Annotated in this window: 18 protein-coding genes and 1 pseudogene; 12 read left to right on the top strand and 7 right to left on the bottom strand. The window is 72.4% G+C overall.

All coding sequences use genetic code 11. The features are described 5' to 3' along the window. Positions 1 to 4: 4 nt before the first annotated feature. The 3 genes from ABZX85_RS12170 (at position 5) to ABZX85_RS12160 (ending at position 1688) form a co-directional block, all read left to right on the top strand. The gene (locus tag ABZX85_RS12170) at positions 5 to 799 is read left to right on the top strand and encodes an alpha/beta fold hydrolase (RefSeq protein ID WP_355865596.1); all 795 of its coding nucleotides are present in this window, start codon (positions 5 to 7) and stop codon (positions 797 to 799) included. A 61-nt stretch (positions 800 to 860) separates the two neighbouring features. Continuing rightward, on the top strand, positions 861 to 1286 hold the full coding sequence (locus tag ABZX85_RS12165; protein ID WP_355865594.1) for a hypothetical protein: 426 nt from the start codon (positions 861 to 863) through the stop codon (positions 1284 to 1286). A 51-nt stretch (positions 1287 to 1337) separates the two neighbouring features. Beyond that, entirely contained in the window at positions 1338 to 1688 is a 351-nt protein-coding gene (locus ABZX85_RS12160) for a hypothetical protein (protein WP_355865591.1), read from the top strand. 73 nt (positions 1689 to 1761) lie between these two features. On the opposite strand, the gene ABZX85_RS12155 is transcribed toward ABZX85_RS12160, so the two are convergent. Further along, the gene (locus tag ABZX85_RS12155; RefSeq protein ID WP_355865589.1) at positions 1762 to 5181 is read right to left on the bottom strand and encodes a S8 family serine peptidase; all 3420 of its coding nucleotides are present in this window, start codon (positions 5179 to 5181) and stop codon (positions 1762 to 1764) included. Positions 5182 to 5578: 397 nt separating this feature from the next. Between ABZX85_RS12155 and ABZX85_RS12150 the strand changes: the two genes are divergently transcribed. Continuing rightward, entirely contained in the window at positions 5579 to 7531 is a 1953-nt protein-coding gene (locus ABZX85_RS12150; protein ID WP_355865586.1) for an alpha-L-fucosidase, read from the top strand. On the opposite strand, the gene ABZX85_RS12145 is transcribed toward ABZX85_RS12150, so the two are convergent. After that, entirely contained in the window at positions 7521 to 8123 is a 603-nt protein-coding gene (locus ABZX85_RS12145) for an amidohydrolase family protein (RefSeq protein ID WP_355865584.1), read from the bottom strand. The genes ABZX85_RS12150 and ABZX85_RS12145 overlap by 11 nt on opposite strands. A gap of 4 nt (positions 8124 to 8127) precedes the next feature. Between ABZX85_RS12145 and ABZX85_RS12140 the strand changes: the two genes are divergently transcribed. Continuing rightward, on the top strand, positions 8128 to 8535 hold the full coding sequence (locus tag ABZX85_RS12140; protein WP_355865581.1) for a hypothetical protein: 408 nt from the start codon (positions 8128 to 8130) through the stop codon (positions 8533 to 8535). Between the two features lie 94 nt (positions 8536 to 8629). Here ABZX85_RS12140 and ABZX85_RS12135 read toward each other — a convergent pair whose 3' ends face one another. Next, a complete protein-coding gene (locus ABZX85_RS12135; RefSeq protein WP_355865578.1) occupies positions 8630 to 9250 on the bottom strand; it encodes a helix-turn-helix domain-containing protein in 621 nt (206 codons plus the stop codon). Between the two features lie 142 nt (positions 9251 to 9392). Here ABZX85_RS12135 and ABZX85_RS12130 point away from each other — a divergent pair, with 142 nt between their 5' ends. From ABZX85_RS12130 to ABZX85_RS12115, 4 genes are all read left to right on the top strand, one after another. Beyond that, a complete protein-coding gene (locus ABZX85_RS12130) occupies positions 9393 to 10334 on the top strand; it encodes an MBL fold metallo-hydrolase (RefSeq protein WP_355865575.1) in 942 nt (313 codons plus the stop codon). Positions 10335 to 10401: 67 nt separating this feature from the next. Further along, positions 10402 to 12000: an MFS transporter gene (locus ABZX85_RS12125; protein ID WP_355865572.1), complete on the top strand. Its 1599-nt coding sequence runs from the start codon at positions 10402 to 10404 to the stop codon at positions 11998 to 12000. Next, the gene (locus tag ABZX85_RS12120) at positions 11997 to 12941 is read left to right on the top strand and encodes a fumarylacetoacetate hydrolase family protein (protein ID WP_355865570.1); all 945 of its coding nucleotides are present in this window, start codon (positions 11997 to 11999) and stop codon (positions 12939 to 12941) included. Before ABZX85_RS12125 ends, ABZX85_RS12120 begins: the two co-directional genes overlap by 4 nt. A 367-nt stretch (positions 12942 to 13308) precedes the next feature. After that, positions 13309 to 13578 (top strand): hypothetical protein, encoded by a 270-nt coding sequence (locus ABZX85_RS12115; RefSeq protein ID WP_355865567.1) that lies wholly within the window; start codon positions 13309 to 13311, stop codon positions 13576 to 13578. Positions 13579 to 13638: 60 nt separating this feature from the next. Here ABZX85_RS12115 and ABZX85_RS12110 read toward each other — a convergent pair whose 3' ends face one another. Then, positions 13639 to 14529, bottom strand: coding sequence for a hypothetical protein (locus tag ABZX85_RS12110; RefSeq protein ID WP_355865564.1), 891 nt, complete (start codon positions 14527 to 14529; stop codon positions 13639 to 13641). Between the two features lie 232 nt (positions 14530 to 14761). Here ABZX85_RS12110 and ggt point away from each other — a divergent pair, with 232 nt between their 5' ends. Beyond that, the gene (ggt, locus tag ABZX85_RS12105) at positions 14762 to 16645 is read left to right on the top strand and encodes a gamma-glutamyltransferase (protein WP_355865561.1); all 1884 of its coding nucleotides are present in this window, start codon (positions 14762 to 14764) and stop codon (positions 16643 to 16645) included. A gap of 48 nt (positions 16646 to 16693) precedes the next feature. On the opposite strand, the pseudogene ABZX85_RS12100 reads toward ggt, so the two are convergent. Beyond that, a pseudogene (locus ABZX85_RS12100) lies at positions 16694 to 17224 on the bottom strand (EamA family transporter); the annotation flags it as partial. A 421-nt stretch (positions 17225 to 17645) separates the two neighbouring features. Here ABZX85_RS12100 and ABZX85_RS12095 point away from each other — a divergent pair. Continuing rightward, a complete protein-coding gene (locus tag ABZX85_RS12095; protein ID WP_355865558.1) occupies positions 17646 to 18113 on the top strand; it encodes an Lrp/AsnC family transcriptional regulator in 468 nt (155 codons plus the stop codon). A gap of 12 nt (positions 18114 to 18125) precedes the next feature. Here ABZX85_RS12095 and ABZX85_RS12090 read toward each other — a convergent pair whose 3' ends face one another. Continuing rightward, positions 18126 to 18938 (bottom strand): hypothetical protein, encoded by an 813-nt coding sequence (locus ABZX85_RS12090; protein WP_355865555.1) that lies wholly within the window; start codon positions 18936 to 18938, stop codon positions 18126 to 18128. A 159-nt stretch (positions 18939 to 19097) separates the two neighbouring features. Then, positions 19098 to 19754 (bottom strand): helix-turn-helix domain-containing protein, encoded by a 657-nt coding sequence (locus ABZX85_RS12085; RefSeq protein WP_355865552.1) that lies wholly within the window; start codon positions 19752 to 19754, stop codon positions 19098 to 19100. A 181-nt stretch (positions 19755 to 19935) separates the two neighbouring features. Between ABZX85_RS12085 and ABZX85_RS12080 the strand changes: the two genes are divergently transcribed. Next, positions 19936 to 20691, top strand: coding sequence for an NADPH-dependent F420 reductase (locus ABZX85_RS12080; RefSeq protein ID WP_355865549.1), 756 nt, complete (start codon positions 19936 to 19938; stop codon positions 20689 to 20691). Positions 20692 to 20731: the final 40 nt, after the last annotated feature.

Here is a 20731-nt window from a genome sequence, read left to right as displayed (position 1 = left end):
AACCATGCCCCTGACCACCGCCGCCCTCTGGCTGCGCCGCTACCACCCCGCCCCGGACGCGGCCGTACGGCTGCTGTGGCTGCCGCACGCCGGTGCGGGCGCCGCCTACTACGCCCCCATGGCCCGGGAACTCGCCCCCGACGTGGACGTCCTGGCCGTGCAGTACCCGGGCCGCCAGGACCGCTACCGGGAACCCCCGCTGGACGATCTGCGGACGACGGCCGCGTGGGTCGTCGAGGCCGTCCTCGCGCTGGACGACCGGCGCCCGCTGGCCCTGTTCGGCCACAGCATGGGCGCCTGGGTCGGCTACGAGGCGGCCCTCCTGCTGGAGCGGGCCGGAACGCCCCCGCTCGGCCTCTTCGCCTCCGGCCGCAGAGCGCCCACCGTCCCGCACGAGGGCGCGCACCTGCACGACCAGAGCGACCGGGCGCTCCTCGCGGACGTCCGCCGCATCAGCGGCACGGACGCCCGGCTCTTCGACGACGAGGACCTCGCCCGCCTGGTCCTGCCGGCGCTGCGCGCGGACTACAAGGCGATGGAGACGTACGAGCCCCGCCCCGCCGAACGCCTCTCCTGCCCGCTCACCGTCCTCACCGGCGAGGACGACCCGCTCACCGCACCGGCCGCGACGGCACCGTGGTCCGACCGCACCACCGGCCCGACCGCGCGCCACACCTTTCCCGGCGGCCATTTCTACCTCAAGGACCGGCAGCGGGAATTCCTCGACGTGCTCAGAGGGGAATTGCTCGCCATCGCCGGACCGGCACAGGACTCCATTCTCCCGCACCACGAGAAATGAGAATGGGCGCACAAAATCCCCCCTCAAGAAAGCAGGCTCCATCGGTATGTCGAGAAACGGTATGTCGAGGAAAACCATCGGTATCGGCGTGGCGGGCCTCGCCCTGCTCGGCGCCGCCGTCGCGGGCACCGGTACGGCGTCCGCCGCGAGCAGTTGGAACGCGGCGATCGTCAACGCCAACATCCCCTCCGGCAGCGGAAGCGTGCTGATCGTCTCCCGGACGAACGGGGGCAGCGGCTCCCTGGAAGCCCGCGTCTGCGCCGTCCCGACCAGGGGCGGCAACCTCACGACCACCCAGGCACGCGTCAGCGCGGGCTCCCAGATCACCGTCCAGGGCTACGGCGACACGACGTGCGGCAGCGGCCCCAGGACGGCGGTCACCTACCGCTTCTCCGCCGACGACGACGTCCGCGAGAACAACCTCAACTGCACGCAACTGGCCCTCGGCGCGAACACCGCCGAGCACCATTTCCGCCTCTGTAGCTGAATTCCCCCACTCGCCTCATTCCCCCCACTCAAGAAAAAGAACGGAAAGACAATGCGGAACCTCACGCGCAAGCGCATGCTCGTCACCGTGGCCCTCGCCTCGGCCGCCACCGTCGCCCTCGCGGCGACCCCCGCCTCGGCCGCCGTCATCACGGTCAACGTCGCCAGCCAGAAGGTCCCCACGGGCGCGCGGTGCGTGTTCGTCACCTCCATCTCCAGCGGCAGCATCGTCGAGGCGAGCTTCACACTGGGCGGTACGGCGACGATCCGTAACCTGAACGTCCAGCCCGGGGAGACGGTCGCGTTCGACTGGCGCCAGTCCTCCAACTGCGGCCCCGACAAGGTCAGGCAGGACTTCTACCGCGCCCCGGACACCCTCCCGACCGTCTGGAACATCAACTGACGCACGGCGTCCGCACAGCAGGAAACCCCGGGCCTCGGCCCGGGGTTTCCCGTTGTCCGGCGTACGGATCAGGTCACCTGACCGTCCGGTACGCCGTCGGCAGCGTCTCCGTCACCGTGTTGCCGGCACGGTCGGTGAGGGTCGCCCGGAGGCCGACCGTGGCGGGCTTCACGGGATGGGCGAGCGTCAGGTACCGCGCGCCGTTCTTCCCGGTGTGCGCCGGTGTGGCCTTCCAGGTGCGGCCGGCGTCGTAGGACACCTGCACCGTGAGGGACTTGACGGCGCCCTTGTCCGCCGCCGGGCCCTGGACGCTGACGGGCACGGTGAGCCGGACGCCCGCCTTCGCCGTGCCGGCCAGGGAGAGCTGCGGGGTGAAGCGGACCACCGAGAGGGGCAGCCGGACCGGCCTGTCGCTGGTGGTGGGCGCCGACGTGAACGTCCACACCACCGAGGCCCGGGTGCCGACGGTGACCGCGCCGGCCGGGCGGACGGTGTCGACGGCGAGCCGGTACGTCGCCTTGCGCGGCAGCAGTCCCGTCAGGGGGATGCCGCAGGGGTCGATCGGGTAGTCGGCGATGGTGGTGGACCCGGAGGTGAGGTGGTAACGCGTCTTCGCGTCGGGGTTGTTGATGTGCCCCGCTCCGTCGCCGAGCAGCGGCACGCACACCGCGTACCCGTTCCGGGTGCGGATCGCGCCGGGCTCGCCGACGGTGGTGGACGCGGAGGTGACCGGGGCGAAGACGCCGGTGTTGAACGTCTCCCGGTAGCTGCGGCCGGGCTCGTACCGGCGGGGGAGGGCCGCGTCGAGGACGCTCAGGAACGGGGAACTGTCGGTGGTGAGGACCGCGCCCAGGTCCCAGCGCAGACCGGCGTCGGTGCTCACGTGCCGGACGACGGACGCGGCGGGCGCGGGCCGGTAGGCGGCAGAGGAGCCCCCCAGCACGTCGGAGACGCCGGGCCAGCCGGGCGTGCTCCAGGACGACCTGGGGGCGGTCTGGGCGCCCTTGACGTCGGAGCCGATCGGCGTGCGGACCGTGGCCAGACCACGGCTGGTGAACGTCCGGGTCAGGCCGTCGAAGTAGCCGCCCCGGCGGGTGGCGACCAGGTCGTAGAGGTCGCCGGTGGCGCCGCGCTGCCAGATACCGCCGGCCTGGGCGAGGAAGTTCCCGGCGGGGACGGACGGTCCGGCCCGGCCGAGGTAGACACGGTCGTAGGGGGAGTTATCGCCGAGCCCGAGGCTCTCCGCGTAGTCGAGGGCGCGGGTGGCGCCGCGTGCGCCGAAGACGACGGAGCCGCCGGTGAGGCGGGCGCGCGGGTCGGGGGCGGTCACCTGGAGGGGCTTGCCGGTCCGGGCGTCCAGGGTCAGCGTGGTCGCCTTGTTCACGGGCAGGCCGGGGGCGACCAGTTGGGTCACTTCCTCGGCGGTGCCCGTGGAACGCGTCAGCTGCGCCGAGACGAGGTAACGGCCCTTGGGGACGCGGATCTTCGTCGTGCTTTGCGAGGCCGGTGCGGTGCCGTCGTCGGCGGACAGCCACGTCTTGCCGTTGTCGAGTCCGACGACGTTCAGGCGGTGCGGGGCCGTGGGCTTCCCGTCGCGGCCGACGGCCTTGAGTGTCAGCTCGTACGACTCCGCCTCGCGGACCGCCCCGAACGTGCTGCGGACGCTCTCGCCGGTCGCCGCCCTCGCCGTGACCGTGCCGCTGAAGGCGCCGTCCCGGGAGCCGGTGCGGGTGTCGGCGGTGACCGTCGCCGCGGCCGTCCCGCCGGCGGGGACCGTGAGGCGGGTGGGGGACACGGTGAACATGCCGGCCGGGGCGTCGGTCGCCGTGGTGAGGTCCAGGGTGACGGGAGCGGTGCCGGTGTTGCGGTAGGTGAGGGTCCTGGCGAGCGGCTTGTCGTCGGTGTGCGGCCACTGCTGGAGGCCGAAGGAGAGCGAGGGGGTGTCCGCGAGCACGGTCTGGCGGACGGCGCGCGCCACGTCGACGCGTCCGGTGCCCTGCTGGAAGGGGGAGTACGAGCCGTTCAGCGGGACCGCCGAGCCCATCAGCGCGGCCTTGATGCGCTGCCCGGACCAGTCCGGGTGCTCCTGGGCGAGGATCGCGGCGGCACCGGCGACGTGCGGGGTCGCCATCGACGTACCGCTCAGCCTGACGTAGCCGGGGGCCACCGGGTCGCCCTGGCTGCCGTGCGCCGCCTTCGCGCCGACGATGTCCACGCCGGGCGCGGAGAGGTCGGGCTTCAGCTCGCCGCTCGCGTCCGGGCCCCGGCTGGAGAAGTCGGCGAGCCGGTCCTTGGCGTCGACGGCGGCCACGGTGAGCGCGGCGGACGCGGCGCCGGGCGTGCCGACGGTCTCCGGGGCGGGCCCCTCGTTGCCGGCGGCGATGACGAACAGCGCCCCCGAGGAGGCCGACAGGTCGTTCACCGCCTGCTCCACCGGGTCGGTACCCGGCGTGTCCGTGCCGCCCAGGCTCATGCTGACCACCTTGGCGCCCTGCCCGACCGCCCACTGCATGCCGGCGATCAGCCCCGACTCCTCGCCGCCGCCCCGGTCGTTCAGCACCCGCCCGACCAGCAGCTTCGCCCCCGGCGCGACCCCCTTGTACCTACCGCCGCTGCGGGCCCCGGAGCCGACGACGCTGGACGCGACGTGCGTGCCGTGGCCCGCCCCGTCGTCCGTGGTGTTCTCGCCGGTGAAGTCCTTCGACGCAGCGACGGCGCCCTTCAGGTCGGGGTGGGTGGCGTCGAGCCCGCTGTCCAGGACGGCGACCTTGACGCCCGTGCCGTCGTAACCGGCCTTCCAGGCGTCCGGCGCGTGGATCTGCGCGGTGCCCTGCGCGGGGTCCGGGCCGGCGCCGCTCGGCGTCAGGGCCTCGACCTTGGCGTCCAGCCAGACCCGGGCGATACCGGGCTCGGCGGTGACGGCGTCCCCGGCCGGCCGGGTCAGCGCCTCCCACACCGAGGGGGTGTCCGCCTTCTCGGCCGTCAGCGCCTCACCGCCGACGGCGGGCAGCGCGCGCTCGACGTCGACGTCCGCCGACAGCAGCGACCGCTTCGCCCCGTCCTTCACCTTCGCGGAACCCTGGTAGGAGACGATCAGCGGCAGCGTACGGCGGTGGCCGTCGTCGTAGCCGTCCGCGACCAGCCGCGTCACGTCGAACAGCCGCCGGTCCAGGCGCCCGCTCGCCACCAGCGGGGCCGCGTCGTCCGGGACGACGTACGTGTGCCCGCCGAAGCTCTGCACCGAGTACGCGACCTTCGTGCGGCCCGTGCCCCGGTCGACGCCGGTCACCCGGGTGCCGCCGCTCACCCGGACGGTGTCGCCGGTGATGAGGGTGACGCGGGCGCCGGGAGGGTTCGGGCCGCTCGCCGGGGGCGTCCGGACGGCGTCCGCGAGGGCCGCCGTCGGGGCGAGCCCCGCCACCGCCAGGAGCACGAGCACGCCGCAGGCCACGGCCGGACGGCCGCGTTCACGCGGCCGGTTCTTGTTCTGCACAGGAGTTCTCTCTTCGCCGGTCGTCGAACCGCGCGGCGCGCGACGACGCGCGAAACGGCCCCGGGCACAGGGGGGGGGTAGTGCCTGGGGCCGCTTGCGGTGGACCGGTGACGACAGGGGGGTGCGCCACCGGCCCGAGAGAGAGTCTTGAGCAGCGGACAGTTTTTCAGCAGCCCGTCACGGCCACTGAAAAACGCCGGAGCCTGATCGAACCATCCGATGTTTTGCCGGTCAGGCCGCGAAGTTCGGTTCGTCGTAGGGGTTTTGTTCTGCGGTTTTCTCTCGACCTCTAGACAGGTCATGGGGCGGTGCCCGTTAATACATCCGATGTCAATGGGTGACTGCACAGGCCCGGCTGGCATCCATGCCTCCGCCCCATCGGTCCACAGGAGTGAGCATGTCCGCAGGAAGAATCACCCGCCGTACGTTCCTCGGCGCCGCCGGCGCGGCGACCGCCATGACCGGCCTGCCGCTCGTTCCCGGCTTCTCCGGCCTCCTCCCGCAGGCGTCCGCCGCCGACCCGCAGACCAATCTGAGCAGGCTGGCCGACCTGCGGTTCGGCATGTTCAACCACTTCAGTCTGGGGACGTTCACCGACCAGGAGTGGGCCGAACCCGGCCAGAGCCCCGCCCTCTTCGCTCCCCCGAGCGTCGACTGCGGGCAGTGGGCCGCCGCGGCAGCCGCCGCGAAGATGAGCTACGGCATCCTGACCACCAAGCACCACGACGGCTTCGCCCTGTGGCCGAGCGCCTACGGCACCCAGAACGTCGCGAACAGCTCCTACCGGCACGACGTGGTGCGGGCGTACTGCGACGCCTTCCGGGCGCGCGGGCTGAAGGTCGGGTTCTACTTCTCGATCTGGGACCGCACCTTCGGCGTCGAGGCGTGGGAGAACCGGCACAACGTGACCGGGCTCGAAGTCACCGACGCCATCCAGCCCGGTGACATGACGTTCATCCTGGGGCAGATCACCGAACTGCTCAGCAACTACGGCACCATCGACATGTTCATGACCGACGGTTACGCGTGGCAGATGGGCCAGCAGGCCGTCTCCTACCAGCGCATCCGTTCGCTGGTGAAACGGTTGCAGCCGGACTGCGTCATGCTCGACATCGGCGGACTCGCCGAGCCCTTCCTCGGCGACGCGATCTTCTTCGAGGAACCGCTCGGAGTCACGGCGCCGACCGGCAACACCTACGCCGGAATGCAGGGCCAGACCATCAGCAACGGCTGGTTCTGGCACCCCTCCACGCCGACCGAGAGCCTGATGAGCCGGGACGCGATCGTGTCGCACCTCGCCGACCTGGAACCGAAGTACACCTCGTTCATCCTGAACTGCCCGCCCAACCGCAACGGGTTGCTGGACACCAACGTCGTCAACCGGCTGGCCGAGGTCGGCGCCGCGTGGAGCCCCGACACCTCCAGGCCGGCGCTCCCCACCCAACCGCTGCGCGCCGAGCACCCCGTCACCCCGGTCAGCGCGTACGCGACCGCCTTCCGCACCGGCGAGGGACCGCTCAACGCGATCGACGGGCTGAGCGACGTCCGCTACGAGACCTGCTGGTCGACCTGGGGCCTGTCCTCGCCCCTGTCCCAGTCGCTCACGATCGACCTGGGCGGTGTGTGGAGCGGCGTCTCGACACTGGAGTACCTGCCCAAGCAGTGGAACCGCAACGACTCCACCGACGGCGACATCACCTCGTACACCGTCTCCACCAGCACCGACGGCACGAACTTCACGCAGGTCGCGGCCGGCACCTGGGCCGGGAACCGGAAGACCAAGATCGTCGAGTGGCCCGCCCGGAACGTGGGCTTCGTACGGATACAGGCGAACGCGGCCACCGGCGGTTACGCCAACGTCGGCGGCGTCCGGATCGGGGGCCGGACGGCCGAGCCCGCGCTGGTGTCGAGGGTGCTGCCGGGCGACGGCACCGTGTACCGGCTCGTCAACCGCAACAGCGGCAAGGTGGCCGACGTCGCCGGCTTCGGCACCGCGAACGGCACGAACATCCAGCAGTGGTCCTGGCTGGACAACGCCACCCAGAAGTGGACCTTCGCCGCCACCGGCGACGGCTACTACGAGATCAAGGGCGTCAACAGCGGCAAGCTCATGGAAGTCGCCGGCCTCTCCCGCGTAGACGGCGGCAACGTCGCCGTCTACGCGGACTTCGACGTCCCCCAGCAGCAGTGGGCCGTCACACCCACCGGTGACGGGTACCACTTCCTCATCAACCGCTACAGCGGACTCTGCCTCGGCGTCGACGAGGGCGGCACCGCCGACGGCACCAACATCGAGCAGCAGCCGTACGCGTCCCTGACACATCAGCAGTGGCAGATCCTCACGTCCTGACCCTGTTGGAGGGCGGCGCGGCCCGGTGCAGTTCGGCCGAGGCCGCGATGACGGCGTCCCAGCCCTGCGGTGGTGTTCCCGGCAGGGGTCCGGCGGAGGCGGCGATGCGGCTGAGGACGCGTTCGGCGCAGGTGTCGGCCTGGGTGAGGAGGGTGGGCAGGTCGGCGCCGGTGAGGCGGCCGTCGCGTTTGGCGAAGCGGCCGGCGACCAGGACGTGCCGGACGTCGGCGGGGGTGGTCTGGAAGACGAGGGTCCCGGCCGGGTCCAAGCGCGGGTGCTGGGAGAGCCCCGGGCCGCCGGTGACGATGACGTCGGCCTGCTTGCCGGGGGTGAGGCTGCCGATCCGGTCCGCCATCCCGACCGCGTCGGCCGCGTTGACGGTCGACCAGCGCAGCGCGTCGTGCGCGGTGACCGAGACGGCGGTGGGGTCGCCGCCGCCGAGGTTGACCGCCTCGGTGTCGGCCCAGCGCTGGAAGGCCAGCCCCATCCGGGTCTGGGTGAACAGGTCGCCGGTGCCGAGGGAGACGACGTCGCAGGACAGGGTCGGCTCGATGCCGTGCCGGCGGGCCGCGGCGAACGCGGGCCGGCCCATGCCCATGACCATGCGACGGGTCGCCGTCGTCCCCGCCCGCTCCGCGCTCGCCGAGGTGGACCACCTGACCGAGGCCGACGTCGCCGACAGCGCCTGGCTGCCCACCGCCCTCCCCGACTCCGCCACCGCGGCCTGGTCCGGGCCCGCCGCCGACGGAGCACACCACCCCGACGCCCTGCGCAGCCCCGCCGCCATCCCCACGGCCGTCGCGACGACCGGCGGACTCGCCCTGCACGCGGATGCCGCCGCCCGCTTCTACCCCCACCCCGCCGTCCGCTTCGTCCCCCTCGACGGCCCACCCGTACAGATCGCCCTCGCCACCCGCACCACCGACCACCGCTCCGCCGTCACCACCGTCCGCCAGGCCGCCGGCCTCCTGCCCGCACCACCCCTGGACCAGCCGGTGGTGTAGCCGGACTCCGGAACGGGGGCAGGTCGTGTCCCGGGCGGCGAGGGCGATGAACAGGGCGGTGACCACGCCCCGGTGACGGGCGCCGGGGCGCGGCTCAGCCGACCAGGAGTCCCATCAGGACGATGTCGAGGGTGCCGCCGAGCCGGTCGTGGAGGTCGAAGGGGGCCGGGTCCTCGCGGGTCCAGCGAAGGACCGTCGAGAAGTAGCACATGGCCAGCAGCGCCCCCGCCTGCTCGCAGTCGACGCCGGCCCTGACCTCGCCGCGCCCTCGGCCCTCCTCGACGATCCGGGCGAGCTCCACCTCCAGGGAGGGCGTCTGGAGGAGGCGGCCGTACCGGGCCGAGGCGTCCATGAGGACGGCGGTCTCCGCGCGGGAGGCGATGTTCAGGTCGGCCATCTCCGTGAGGTAGCGGCGCAGCCGGTCGCCGACCGGGAGGTCCTCCGCGTGCTCCGCGCCGAGGATCAGCGCGACCCGGGCCCGTCGGCGGACCCCCCACTCCTCCAGGAACCCGACCTTCTGGGAGTAGTGGTTGAAGACCGTGGCCCGTGCCACGTCGGCCGCCTCGGCGATCTGGTCCATCGTCGTCGCCTCGAACCCCTGGCGGACGAAGAGGCCGACGGCGGTGTCGTACAGCTGGTCGTGCAGCGCCCGGCGCCTGCGTTCCTGGCGGCCGACCGCCGCCCCGCTCCCGGCCGTCGTGTCCCCGGTCTTCATGGGCCCCAGTACAGCACAGGCGTGCACGGCTCTTGACCTCTCCCCGGCAGCTCCCTAGATTCCTCGCCAGCATTGGACTGAAGTCCAGTGATGGATGAGAGTCTCGCGGTGTCGGCCGCGGGACGCGACGAAGGAGGGCGCCATGACGTCCGTGACCTCCCGCACCGGCCGGATCGCCCTCGGCGGCGGCTGCCACGCCTGGATCGCGGGCGACACCGGCTGGGGGATGAGCAACGCGGGCCTGATCACCGGCCGGCGCGCGTCCCTGCTCGTCGACACCCTCTACGACCTCCCCCTGACCCGGGCCATGCTCGACGCGCTGGCGCCGCTGACCGGGGCCGCGCCGATCGCCACGGTCGTCAACACCCACGGCAACGGCGACCACTGGTTCGGCAACCAGCTCGTGGCCCACGCCGAGATCGTCGCCGCCCGGGGATCGGTGACGGACATGCGGCAGGTCGGCCCCGCCGAGACGCGGGCCCTGAGCGGCCTCGACACCCCCGCCGGGACCTTCGCCCGCCGGATCTTCGGCCGCTTCGACCACACCGGCATCGAACCCGTCCTGCCCAGCCGGCTCTTCGACGGCGAGTGCGTCCTCGACGTCGGCGGCACGGAGGTCCGCCTCGTCGACGTCGGCCCCGCGCACAGCGCCGGCGACACGATCGTCCACGTACCGCGCGCCAGGGTCGTCTACACCGGCGACATCGTCTTCGCGGGCGCCACCCCGATCGTCTGGCACGGCCCCTTCGCCCGCTGGCTCGCCGCCTGCGACCTCCTGCTCGGCCTCGACGCGGACACCGTCGTCCCCGGCCACGGCCCGGTCACCACGAAACGCGCCGTCCGGGAGATCCGCGACTACCTCGCATTCGTCCACGAGCAGGCGAGCGCCCGCTTCACCGCCGGGATGCCCGCCCAGGACGCGGCGCGCGACATCCGCCTCGGCCGCTTCGCCGCACTGGACGAGAGCGAGCGCCTCGGCGTCAACGTCCACACCGTCTACCGCGAACTCGACCCCACGCTCCCCGCACTCGACGGCCCCGGCCTCTTCGGCCGCATGGCCGACCTGTGCCACGCCGCCGGCTGACCGCCACCCGACTCGCCGCGCCCGCGCCCCACTTCAGATCCCCGCGCCCGTCTTCAAAGGAGAAGCCATGGCCGCCACCCCCGCCTACGACCCACCCGCCGCGCCCCCCGAAAACGCTCCGGACACCCCGGCCCGCCACACCGGCACGATCGTCGCCGGCTGTCTGGCCGTCTGCCTGGCGCAGATCGGGCTGGTCCTGCCCGCCGCGATCAACGGCAGCATGCAGCGCGCCCTCCAGGCGTCCGGCGCCGAACTGACCTGGATCAGCGACGCGTTCCTCGTACCGGCCGCCGTCCTGGCGCTCACCTTCGGCGTCGTGGGCGACCTGTACGGCCGCAAGCGACTGGTGGTCGGCGCGTCCCTGCTGGCCGCCGTCGGCTACCTGATCTCCGCCACCTCGGACTCGGCGGCCCAGCTGATCACCGGCCAGGCCGTGTCCGGGATCGGCGCCGCCGCGCTCTTCCCCGCCTCCCTGACGATGATCACCGCCGTCACCACCACCCCGGCCGCCCGCGCCAGAGGGCTCGCCTCCTGGACCACCGCCCTGTCGCTGGGCGCCCTCGTCGCACCGCTGCTCTCCGGCGGCATCGTCGAACACGCCGCGTTCCAGTGGGCGTTCGCGGTGACCGGAATCCTCGCCGTCGCGACCGCCGTCGCCGCCTGGCTGCTGGCGGACGAGTCCAGCGCGCCCGAGGGACGCTCCCTGGACTGGCCCGGCCAGATCACGATCGCCCTGGCCCTGCTCGCGCTGCTGTACGGCATCATCCAGGGCCCCTCCGACGGCTGGGGGTCGGCGCCGGTCGTCCTGTCCTTCATCGGCTTCGCCGTGTTCCTCGCCGCGTTCGTCACGGTGGAGAACCGCGCCGCCGCCCCCATGCTGCGGCTGGAGCTCTTCCGCATCCCGGCCTTCGCCGCGTCCGCCGCGATGGCCGTGATCGGCATGTTCGGGTTCCTCGGCGGCGCCTACGACCTGAGCATCCGCCTCGGCGTCATCCAGCACCAGAGCCCGCTGCGGGCCGCGCTGCCCTTCGTGGTCATCCAGGGGATCACCCCGTTCATCTGGCCGGTGCTGGTGCGGCTCCTGCACCGGGTCGGCCCCGGGCCCATGCTCGTCACCGGCTTCACCTCGCTGGCCGCCGCCCAGCTCTGGCTGCGCGAGGTCCCCGTCCACGAGACCGGCCTCGGGGCGTTGCTCGGGCCGCTGGTCCTCAACGGCGTCGGCTTCGGGCTGGTCGTCGCCGCGATCACCGCCGCCGCCGTCAACGTCGTACCGCCGGGGCTGACCGGGATGGCCGGGGCCACCACCAGTCTGGTGCGCGATCTGGGGCAGACCCTCGGGCCCGCGATCGTCGGGGCCGTCGCCCTCGGGATGGCGGCCGACCGGATCACCGGCGGCCTCGCGAGCGCCGGGCTCACCCCGCAGGAGCACGGGATCGCCTCCGCCGTGCTGGCCGACGGCGGACCGCTCGCCCTGCACACCGCCGACCTCGGCCCGCTGAGCGGGAAGCTCGCGCCGCTCACCACGGACGCCCTGGCCCACGGCTACGACACCGGCCTGCTGCTCACCGCCGCCGCGTGCGCGGTCGCCGCCGCCATCGCGCTGGTCTTCGTCGGACTGCGGCCCGGCGCCTCCCGTACGGCCGGCGCGAAGGAGACGGCGGCGTGAGGCTCGCGACCTTCCTCCACGACGGGAAACGCCGCTCCGGGGTCGTCGCCGGGCGGCAGGTCCACCCCTTCGAGTACCCCGTCGACCTCCTCGACCTCATCGTCGAGGGGGAGGAGCCGCTGCGCGAGGCCACCCTGCGCGCCCTGCACCGGACGCTGCCGGTGCCGCTGGCCGACGTCCGGCTGCTCCCGCCCCTCGAACCGCCCACCGTCCGCGACCACATGACGTTCGAGAGCCACGTCGCCGGGGTCGCCCAGGGATACGGCGACACCGTGCCCGAGGAGTGGTATGACGCGCCGGCGTTCTACTTCACCAACCCCTACGCGATGATCGGCGCCCACGACGACGTGCCCCTGCCGCCCGGCTGCCGTCGCTTCGACTTCGAACTCGAAGTGGCCGCCGTCATCGGCAAGGCGGGCCGCGACCTCACCCCCGAGCAGGCCCGCGACCACATCATCGGCTACACGATCCTCAACGACTGGTCCGCCCGCGACATCCAGGGCCGCGAGATGAAGGTGAAGCTCGGACCGGCCAAGGGCAAGGACACCGCCACCACCCTTGGACCCTGGCTGGTCACCGCCGACGAACTCGAAGCGGACCGCGACGCGGAGGGCTTCCTCGACCTCGCCCTCACCGCCGCCGTCAACGGCGAGACCGTCGGCCGGGACCGCCTGAGCAACATGGCCTGGACGTTCGAGGAGATGGTCGCCCACGCCTCCCGGGGCACCTGGGTCCGCCCCGGCGACGTCCTCGGCTCCGGCACCTGCGGAAACGGCGGCTGCCTCGCCGAACTCTGGGGCCGCAACGGCGCCCTGTGGCCACCCCCGCTCACCCCCGGCGACACCGTCACCCTCACCGTCGAGGGCATCGGCACCGTCAGAAACACGGTCACGGAGGGAGTCCCCCCGATCCCCCTGCCGAGGGCCCGCCGCCGACCGTGAACCCCCGCGTCGAGGGTGTGCGCGGCTCGTGCGACGGCGCGGGTGGCGCGTCCGGTTCCGGGTCGCACCTCTTCGGCGGCGCACGCGTCACCGCCGGACCGCGTGCGCCTTTCTGGACAGTTGTGGAGCAGACCCTCGACCGGCCACACGAGAGGTGCGGTTCCGATGAGAACCACGACGGGAACGGTGACCGTCACCGGTGCGGCCGGCGGCATCTTGCGCAGGACCGGGACGAGATGCCGCACGTTATGAGCGTCGTCAACGGCTGACTCCGGCAGAACTCGATCAGAGTCCCTCTCCGGGGGAGGTCCGATGCGGTGGGCCGGGGTGCTGCTGGTCGCGGCACTCCAGTGAGGTGACCGCCGCCGTGGGCCGCCGGACCCTGGCTGTGAGCCTGGGCCGGCGTCGGGTGCGGGCCTATCTCCGAACGGCGTTCGTCGTCTGCGCCGCCGGGTACTCCTTGCCCGGTCGTCCTTCCGCACTGCTCGGTCTGGCCCTCGTCCAGGCGGCGCTGTCAGCGGTCGTGGGCCGGAGGCTCTCGCGGAAGGAGAGCTGCCGTGCCGCCGACCACACCACCTACACCCTCCTCGTCCACTGGTACATCACGATGGCCGCGGCCCTCGCGCTGCTGCTGTGACGAGGGGCGCGGGCGAGCAGCCGTCCGTGCGAGCCACCCACGTCGAGAGCCGACGTCCCCTCAGGCGCAGTCCGCGTCCGTCACCGGCCGGTCCTTCGCGCGGATCGCGCCGGCCGGGAAGCCGTTCTTGTCGAGGACGTCGCCCGTCGCGGACATGGAGAAACCGGAGGAGGTGACGCGGTTGCTGCCGTTGCCGCGCCAGCCGTTCTCGGTCTTGACGGAGTCGGGGGTGACGGTGACGAACCGCTCCAGGACCGCGACGGGGGTGCTGACGACGGTGCGCACCTGCGGGACGCGTTCGAGGAAGGCGGCGGTGCGCGGGGGGACGTCGATGGTGTTGGTCTTGCTCTTGGTGATCTCCTCGCCGAAGGACCACTCGGTGGTCACCTCGACGCCGCCGCCGATCGAGAGGACGTCCTTGATGATGTTGAAGTTGAACTCGCCGCCGACGCTCACGCTGTGGGTGACGCTGCTGCTGGTCGTGAGGCTCTGGGTGACCTGCTGACCGGCCTGGGCCGCGTTTCCGCAGTTGATGACGAGGTCGGAGGTGTCGGTGGCGGCGCCCACCGAGTCCTTCGTGCTGGTGACCGGGTACTCGCAGTGCACGGAGACCCGGGCGAGCGGATCGGTGCCGGCCGGGGTCTTGCCGATGTCCCCGATGCCGTTCGCCTCGTCCCGCAGGGTGTCACCGGTCTTGAGGTTGATGAAGAAGAACCCGACGTCCTGGAACGGCAGATCCGACGTCGGGCCGGGACACAGCGTCGCCATCATCTTGTCGGTGTCGAAGGTCTCGGCCCCCTTGAGCTGGAACGGCGTGGAGGCCGGCGGGGGCACGAGCGCCGCCATCGCGGCGGGGACGGCGACGACGCCGCCCGCGACAGCCAGCACCGAGCCGATGCCGATGGCGACGGTCCTGGAGCGCGTCTTCTTGCGGGCATGTCCTGTTGCCATGTGCGTGCCGTCCTGAGAGTCGAGAGGGGGCTCCTGTTTCTTGCCGGATTCTTACGTCGAGCCCCGGACCGCCGACAGGGTCAAATATCCCGGCCCGTGCCCACGCCGAATGGAAATTACCTTTCGGTAACCTCAGATCTGGCGCAAATCCCCGGGCCTCCCGTTGCTGACCTGCCCGAACGCTGCCAGGGTTTCGGCCAACGCCCGCACAGAAGTCCCACCGGAGGCTCTCTTGGCTGCCCGCCGTGCCGTTGTCGTCGCCGTGTCCACGGCCGCGCTCCTCCTGCCGTGTCTCACCTCCGCGAACGCCGCCGGAACCCCGACCGCCCGGCCCGACAGCGGTACCGGGCCAGCCACCGGCCCCGGGTCCGCCACCGGCACCGCGACCCCGCCGGCGAAGCAGCCGGTTGCCGTCGGCAGCGGAGGCGCCGTCTCCAGCGTCAACCCCTACGCCTCCCAGGCCGGTCTGGACGTCCTGCGGCAGGGCGGCAACGCGGTCGACGCGGCCGTCGCGACCGCCGCCGCGCTCGGCGTGGTCGAGCCCTACTCGGCGGGCATCGGAGGCGGCGGCTACTTCGTCCGCTACGACGCCGCGACCCGCAGGGTCAGCACGATCGACGGCCGCGAGACCGCCCCGGCGGCCATGCGCGCCGACTCCTTCCTCGACCCCGCGACCGGCAAGCCCGTCCCCTTCGCGGAAGCCGTCAACTCCGGCCTGTCCGTGGGCGTCCCCGGCACCCCCGCCACCTGGGCACGGGCCCTGAAGGACTGGGGCACGATCCCGCTCGCGTCGGCGCTGAAGCCCGCCACCCGCCTCGCCGAGAACGGCTTCGTCGTCAACGACGAGTTCCGCGCCCAGACCGCGCTGAACGAGGACCGCTTCCGCGACTTCACCTCCACCGCCGAACTCTTCCTGCCCAACGGCGAACTCCCCGTGGTCGGCTCCCGGTTCCGCAACCCCGGCCTCGCCAGGACCTACCGCGAACTCGCCCGCGAGGGCGTCGGCGCGCTCTACCGGGGCGACATCGGCCGCGACATCGTACGGACCGTCCAGCACCCGCCCGTGGCGGCCGGCGCCGACCGGGTCGTCCGCCCGGGGCTGATGGAGCGCGGCGACCTCGCCGCCCACTCGACCGTGCGCCGCGACCCCACCCGGATCGCCTACCGGGGCCTGGACGTCTACTCCATGGCGCCGTCCTCCTCCGGCGGGACGACCGTCGGGGAGGCGCTGAACATCCTGGAGAACTTCCGTCTGTCGACGGCGGACCGCACCCAGGCGCTGCACCACTACCTGGAGGCCGCCCGGATCGCCTTCGCCGACCGCAACCGCTGGGTGGGCGACCCCGCGTTCTCGGACGTGCCCACGCAGGCCCTCCTCTCGAAGGGCTTCGCGAAGGACCGCGCCTGCCTGATCAGCCCCGGCACCGCGCTGACCAGCCCCCTCGCACCGGCCGACCCGCGCGCCGCCCACACCGGCTGCACCACGGGCCGGGGCAGCGAGGAACCCTACGAGGGGCCCTCCACGACCCACCTCGTGACGGCGGACCGCTGGGGCAACGTCGTCTCCTACACCCTCACCATCGAGCAGACCGGCGGCTCGGCCATCACGGTCCCCGGACGCGGCTTCCTGCTCAACAACGAACTGACCGACTTCGACTTCACGCCGCTGACCGAGGGGGTGCCGGACCCCAACCTGCCGGGCCCCGGCAAGCGCCCGCGCAGCAGCATGTCCCCGACGATCGTCCTGCGTGACGGCAAGCCCTTGCTCGCCGTGGGCTCACCCGGCGGCGCCACGATCATCACCACGGTCCTCCAGACCCTCGTCAACCGTGTGGACCTGGGCATGACCCTGCCGGAAGCCGTCGCCGCGCCGCGCGTCTCGCAGCGCAACAGGGCGACGACCGACGCCGAACCGGCGTTCCTCGACTCACCCGAGCGCGCGGCCCTGGAGCGGATCGGACACCGCTTCGTCCTCGCGCCGAGCACCTTCACCCCCTCCCCGGAGATCGGGGCGGTCGCGGCCCTGGAGTTCCTGCCCGGCGGCAAGGTCCAGGCGGTCGCCGAGCCGAAGCGCCGGGGCGGCGGATCGGCGATGGTGGTCCACCCCCGCCGCTGACCCGTAGACCCGAGGCGCCCTCGTCCTGGCCGCGCGGTTGGCCAGGACGACCCCGCCGACGATCAGCACGGTCCCGGCCGTCACCGGCACCGTCAGCGCCTCGCCCAGCAGCGGCACCGCCGCGACGGCCGTCAGGATCGGGCTGAGGCTCCCGACACTCGTACACCGGGCCGGCCCGAGCCGCTGGACGGCGACCGTGTAGAAGAGGCCGGAACAGACACCGGTCCCGATCCCCTGCACCAGCAGGAAGATGAGGACGTCACGCGGGGCGGCCTGCGGAAGGGTGCTCGGCAGCGCGCCGGTCAGGACGAGGACGGCGATGCCCGCGAACGTCGGCACACACAGCAGGCCCGTCGCCGCCACCGCGTCGAGGTTCGTCTCCCGCAGCCCCACCGTGTAGACGGCCCACAGCCCGCTCGCCAGGAGCAGCAGCCCCACCCCGCCGAGCGTCGGCCCGTCCACGCCGGCCACCTCGGGAGCCACCAGCGCCACGACCCCGAGCCCGATCAGACACAGCCCGGCAGCCTGCGACCCCCTCGGCAGGACCCCGCCGAGCAGCGCGGCGAACAGCGGGACCATCCCCGGTACGAGCGCCCCGACGAATGCGGCGGACGTCAGCCCGCCGCCGTAGGTCGCCGCCAGATAGAAGGGGACACCGGCGCCGACGACGATCTTGACGGCCGGGGCGGGACGCATCGCCGCGAACTGGCCCCGCCGCCTCCACAGCGCCGGGGCGAGCAGCACCACCGGCACGCCGAACCTCAGCAGCGCGCCGTCGGCCGGCTGGAGCGTGGAGAACGCGAGGGCCCGCCCGCTCAGCGCGAACGTGCTCCACAGACAGACCGTCGCGGCCAGGGCCAGGGGCCCGAGCGATCTCGACACGGCATCTCCTCTTGAGGGGCTCCTTTCCTGGAAAGCTATGCCAATATCGAGGGCATATGATTGCGAGTTCTGCCGATAATGCCTGCTCCAAAGGCAGGATCTGCCAAAGGAGTGGGGAATGGACGAGGTCGACCGCGCCATCATCCGGGAGCTGCAAGAGGACGGCCGGCTGACCAACCAGGACCTCGCCGACCGCGTACGCCTGTCACCGTCCCCCTGCCTGCGCCGGGTGCGCCGCCTGGAGGAGTCCGGGGTCGTGCAGGGTTACACGGCCCTGGTCGACCAGGCGGCGTTCGGACTGCCGGTCACCGCGTTCGTCCGCATCAGGCTGGAGCGGCACACGACGGACAGCGTCGGCGTCTTCGAGGAGCACGTCCGCCGTATCGCCCACATCCAGGACTGCTACCTCATGGCCGGCAGCACCGACTACCTGCTGCGGATCGTGGTCGAGGACCTCCAGGAGTACGAGCGTCTCGTCCGCGGACCGCTCCACTCGATCCCGGGAATCGCCTCCATCGACACCGAGTTCGCCTTCGGCATCGTCAAACAGTCCCGCGTGTTCCCCCGGCCGGCCGGGGCGCGCTGAGACCGGGCGGGATCAGCACTTGTCGGAGCTGTTCACCGGCCGGTCGCGGGCGACGTACGTCCCGGCGGGCTTGCCGTTGCCGTCGAGGACGTTGCCGATGGCGTCGTAGTAGGCGCCGTGGGACTTGATGTCCCGGTAGCCCCGGTCCCGCCAGGTGCCGACGTTGATCTGACCGCCGCCGTTCCTGCCCCAGGAGTAGCGGTCCACCCAGAACACCGGGTTGCTGCGCACCGTGCGCATCACCGGGGCCAGCGACATCCAGGCCGTGGTCCTGGGGGCGGCGGTCAGAGTGGTGGTCGTGGCCCAGCCCGACGCCTTCGCGTACGACCAGCTACGGGTGTAGTCGGCGCCGGCGTTGACGGAGAGCACCTTGTCGATGATGGTCCACTGGACGCCGACCGAGCCGCTGACGCTGTTGGTGGTGGTACTGGTCGTGGTGCCGTTCATCTGGATGCTCTGGCTCAGCTGGGAGCTGTTGCCGCAGTTGCGCAGGGAGTTGCCGACCTGGGTCTCCTGGCCGGTCCATGTCCAGCTCGACGCCTTGGGGTAGGTGCACCAGCCCTCGAACCGCTCGATGGGGTGGGGCAGGCTGTCCGCCGGTATGCCGTTCGTGGGGTTCCTGGTCAGCTCGCCGGTGTTCACGTTGATGAAGAAGTACTGCTTGTCGGTCGAGCCCGTGCACATGGACATGAGCAGCTTGTCCGTGTTGAAGGGCTCCACCCCTCTGAGGTTGGTCGCGGCGCTCGCCGGGGAGACGAGCGACAGTGCCGTGGTGAGGCCGAGCGCTCCGACGAGCGCGGCGCGTGTGGGGGGATCGAGGCGCATGGGGATGTGCTCCTGTGTGCGGTTTGACCGTACCCGTGGTAACGGTCCCGTGCGTACGGAAACGTCGCAGATTTCTCGCGGGTCGGGTCGAGTGGACAGCACATTGACAGGCAAGTGGTGGCTTTTGTTCGGAAATCCCCCGCTTGCCCCCGATCGCGGTCAGAGCGAGGTGTCGTTCCCCTCGGTCTCCGGTGAACTCGGCGTTCCCTGGCGACACTTGGTGCCGGGGAGCAGTGGGGGGAGGGGGGTGGCGCCGAGGGGGGAGAGGGAGTCCAGGAGGAGGGTGACGTAGCGCCGCCAGTTCGCGCTGCCGGGCTCGTTGCTCCACAGCACGCTGACGAGCATGCCCATGATCCGGTGCAGGTCGTCGGGGACGACGTCCGCGCGGAGGGTGCCGGCCTGCTGGCCCCTGCGGGTGAGCAGGGCGAGGGCGTCGAGGAACGGGGCGGTCGCCTCGGCGGTCAGCACGCCGGAGTTGCCCGCGGCGGCCAGGGTGTTCTGCTCGCGGGCGGCCATCGTGAGGGTCGCCTCCAGCAGGGTGGCGAGGCCGTGTTTCGGGTCGTCGTCGCCGAGGGCGGCGGTGATGGCCGGGTCGAGCTCCTCCGTGACGGCCTGCCGGAGGGCCGCCTGGACCAACTGCTCCTTGCTGGGGAAGTGCCGGTAGAGGGTCGCGATGCCCACGCCGGCCTCCCGCGCGATCTCCTCCAGCATCGCCTGCGGTCCGCGCCGGGCGAACACCTCGCGCGCGGCCCGCAGGATGCGTGCGGAATTCCGTGCGGCGACGGCCTGGTTGCGGCTTGACGTGTCGGCGGGCATGGGGAGAAGAGTAACGCCGATAGTTGACTATCGGCAGGGGATGGGGTTCGCTGTGGCGTGCCGGTGATAGTCAGCTATCGGCGACGCGGGCCTCCGTCGGCACGGCCGTCGAGGCCCGGCGGCACGCGTACGAGGCGCACGCCCGACGGCCCTCCCCCACCCTTTTCGGAGACCCCACCCCATGACGAAGACCCTCGGAATCATCGGCGCCGGCATGATCGGCGCCACCCTCGCCCGGCTCGGCGCCGCCGCCGGCCTGGACGTGATCATCAGCAACTCCCGCGGCCCCGAGACCCTGGACGGCCTTGTCGCCGAACTCGGCCCGCAGGTCCGCGCCGCCACGCCCACCGAGGCCGCGCGGGCCGGCGACCTGGTCGTGGCCACCGTCCCGCTCCACGCCCACCGGCTCCTCCCCGCCGAGGCACTGCGCGGCAAGACGGTGATCGACACGATGAACTACTACCCGGACCGCGACGGCCACCTCCCCGAACTCGACTCGGCCGCCCTCACCTCCAGCGCCCTGGTGCAGCGGCACCTGTCCGGCTCCCGGGTCGTGAAGGCGTGCAACAACATCGGCTACGGCAACCTGCGCACCGCCGCCCGCCCCCAGGGCGCCCCCGACCGCAGCGCCCTGCCGATCGCGGGCGACGACCTGTCCGCCAACGCCGAGGCGGCGCGACTGCTTGACGCCCTCGGCTACGACGTGGTCGACACGGGCCCGCTCGCCGACAGCTGGCGCAGCGAGCCCGGCACCCCGGTCTACGTCCGGCCGTACCTGCCGGAACCGCCCGAGGGGCTGACGGGGAGCGACGCGCGGCGCTGGATGTTCGAGAACCCGGGGGCTCCGGTCCCGGCGGCCAGGGTGCGGGAGCTGATCGACGCGGCCGTCCGACTCGATGCGGGCGGCCAGCTCATGCGGAACGCCGGGGCCCAGTAGGACCACGGACGACCAACACGACCATCCGAAGGCAGGGGAG

Source organism: Streptomyces sp. NPDC004539 (genome assembly GCF_040610055.1).
GTDB lineage: Bacteria > Actinomycetota > Actinomycetes > Streptomycetales > Streptomycetaceae > Streptomyces.
Note: the sequence above shows the minus strand (reverse complement) of the source record. Positions and strands in the feature narration are given on the sequence as shown.

What these genes read in the sequence shown, in the direction of transcription:
- ABZX85_RS12130 (WP_355865575.1), top strand. Translation starts at nt 9,393, where the DNA reads ATGACGTCCGTGACCTCCCGCACCGGCCGGATCGCCCTCGGCGGCGGC.
- ABZX85_RS12170 (WP_355865596.1), top strand. Translation starts at nt 5, where the DNA reads ATGCCCCTGACCACCGCCGCCCTCTGGCTGCGCCGCTACCACCCCGCC.
- ABZX85_RS12095 (WP_355865558.1), top strand. Translation starts at nt 17,646, where the DNA reads ATGGACGAGGTCGACCGCGCCATCATCCGGGAGCTGCAAGAGGACGGC.
- ABZX85_RS12125 (WP_355865572.1), top strand. Translation starts at nt 10,402, where the DNA reads ATGGCCGCCACCCCCGCCTACGACCCACCCGCCGCGCCCCCCGAAAAC.
- ABZX85_RS12150 (WP_355865586.1), top strand. Translation starts at nt 5,579, where the DNA reads ATGTCCGCAGGAAGAATCACCCGCCGTACGTTCCTCGGCGCCGCCGGC.
- ABZX85_RS12145 (WP_355865584.1), bottom strand. Translation starts at nt 8,123, where the DNA reads ATGGGCCGGCCCGCGTTCGCCGCGGCCCGCCGGCACGGCATCGAGCCG.
- ABZX85_RS12080 (WP_355865549.1), top strand. Translation starts at nt 19,936, where the DNA reads ATGACGAAGACCCTCGGAATCATCGGCGCCGGCATGATCGGCGCCACC.
- ABZX85_RS12140 (WP_355865581.1), top strand. Translation starts at nt 8,128, where the DNA reads ATGACCATGCGACGGGTCGCCGTCGTCCCCGCCCGCTCCGCGCTCGCC.
- ABZX85_RS12110 (WP_355865564.1), bottom strand. Translation starts at nt 14,529, where the DNA reads ATGGCAACAGGACATGCCCGCAAGAAGACGCGCTCCAGGACCGTCGCC.
- ABZX85_RS12135 (WP_355865578.1), bottom strand. Translation starts at nt 9,250, where the DNA reads ATGAAGACCGGGGACACGACGGCCGGGAGCGGGGCGGCGGTCGGCCGC.
- ABZX85_RS12165 (WP_355865594.1), top strand. Translation starts at nt 861, where the DNA reads ATGTCGAGGAAAACCATCGGTATCGGCGTGGCGGGCCTCGCCCTGCTC.
- ABZX85_RS12085 (WP_355865552.1), bottom strand. Translation starts at nt 19,754, where the DNA reads ATGCCCGCCGACACGTCAAGCCGCAACCAGGCCGTCGCCGCACGGAAT.
- ABZX85_RS12090 (WP_355865555.1), bottom strand. Translation starts at nt 18,938, where the DNA reads ATGCGCCTCGATCCCCCCACACGCGCCGCGCTCGTCGGAGCGCTCGGC.
- ABZX85_RS12160 (WP_355865591.1), top strand. Translation starts at nt 1,338, where the DNA reads ATGCGGAACCTCACGCGCAAGCGCATGCTCGTCACCGTGGCCCTCGCC.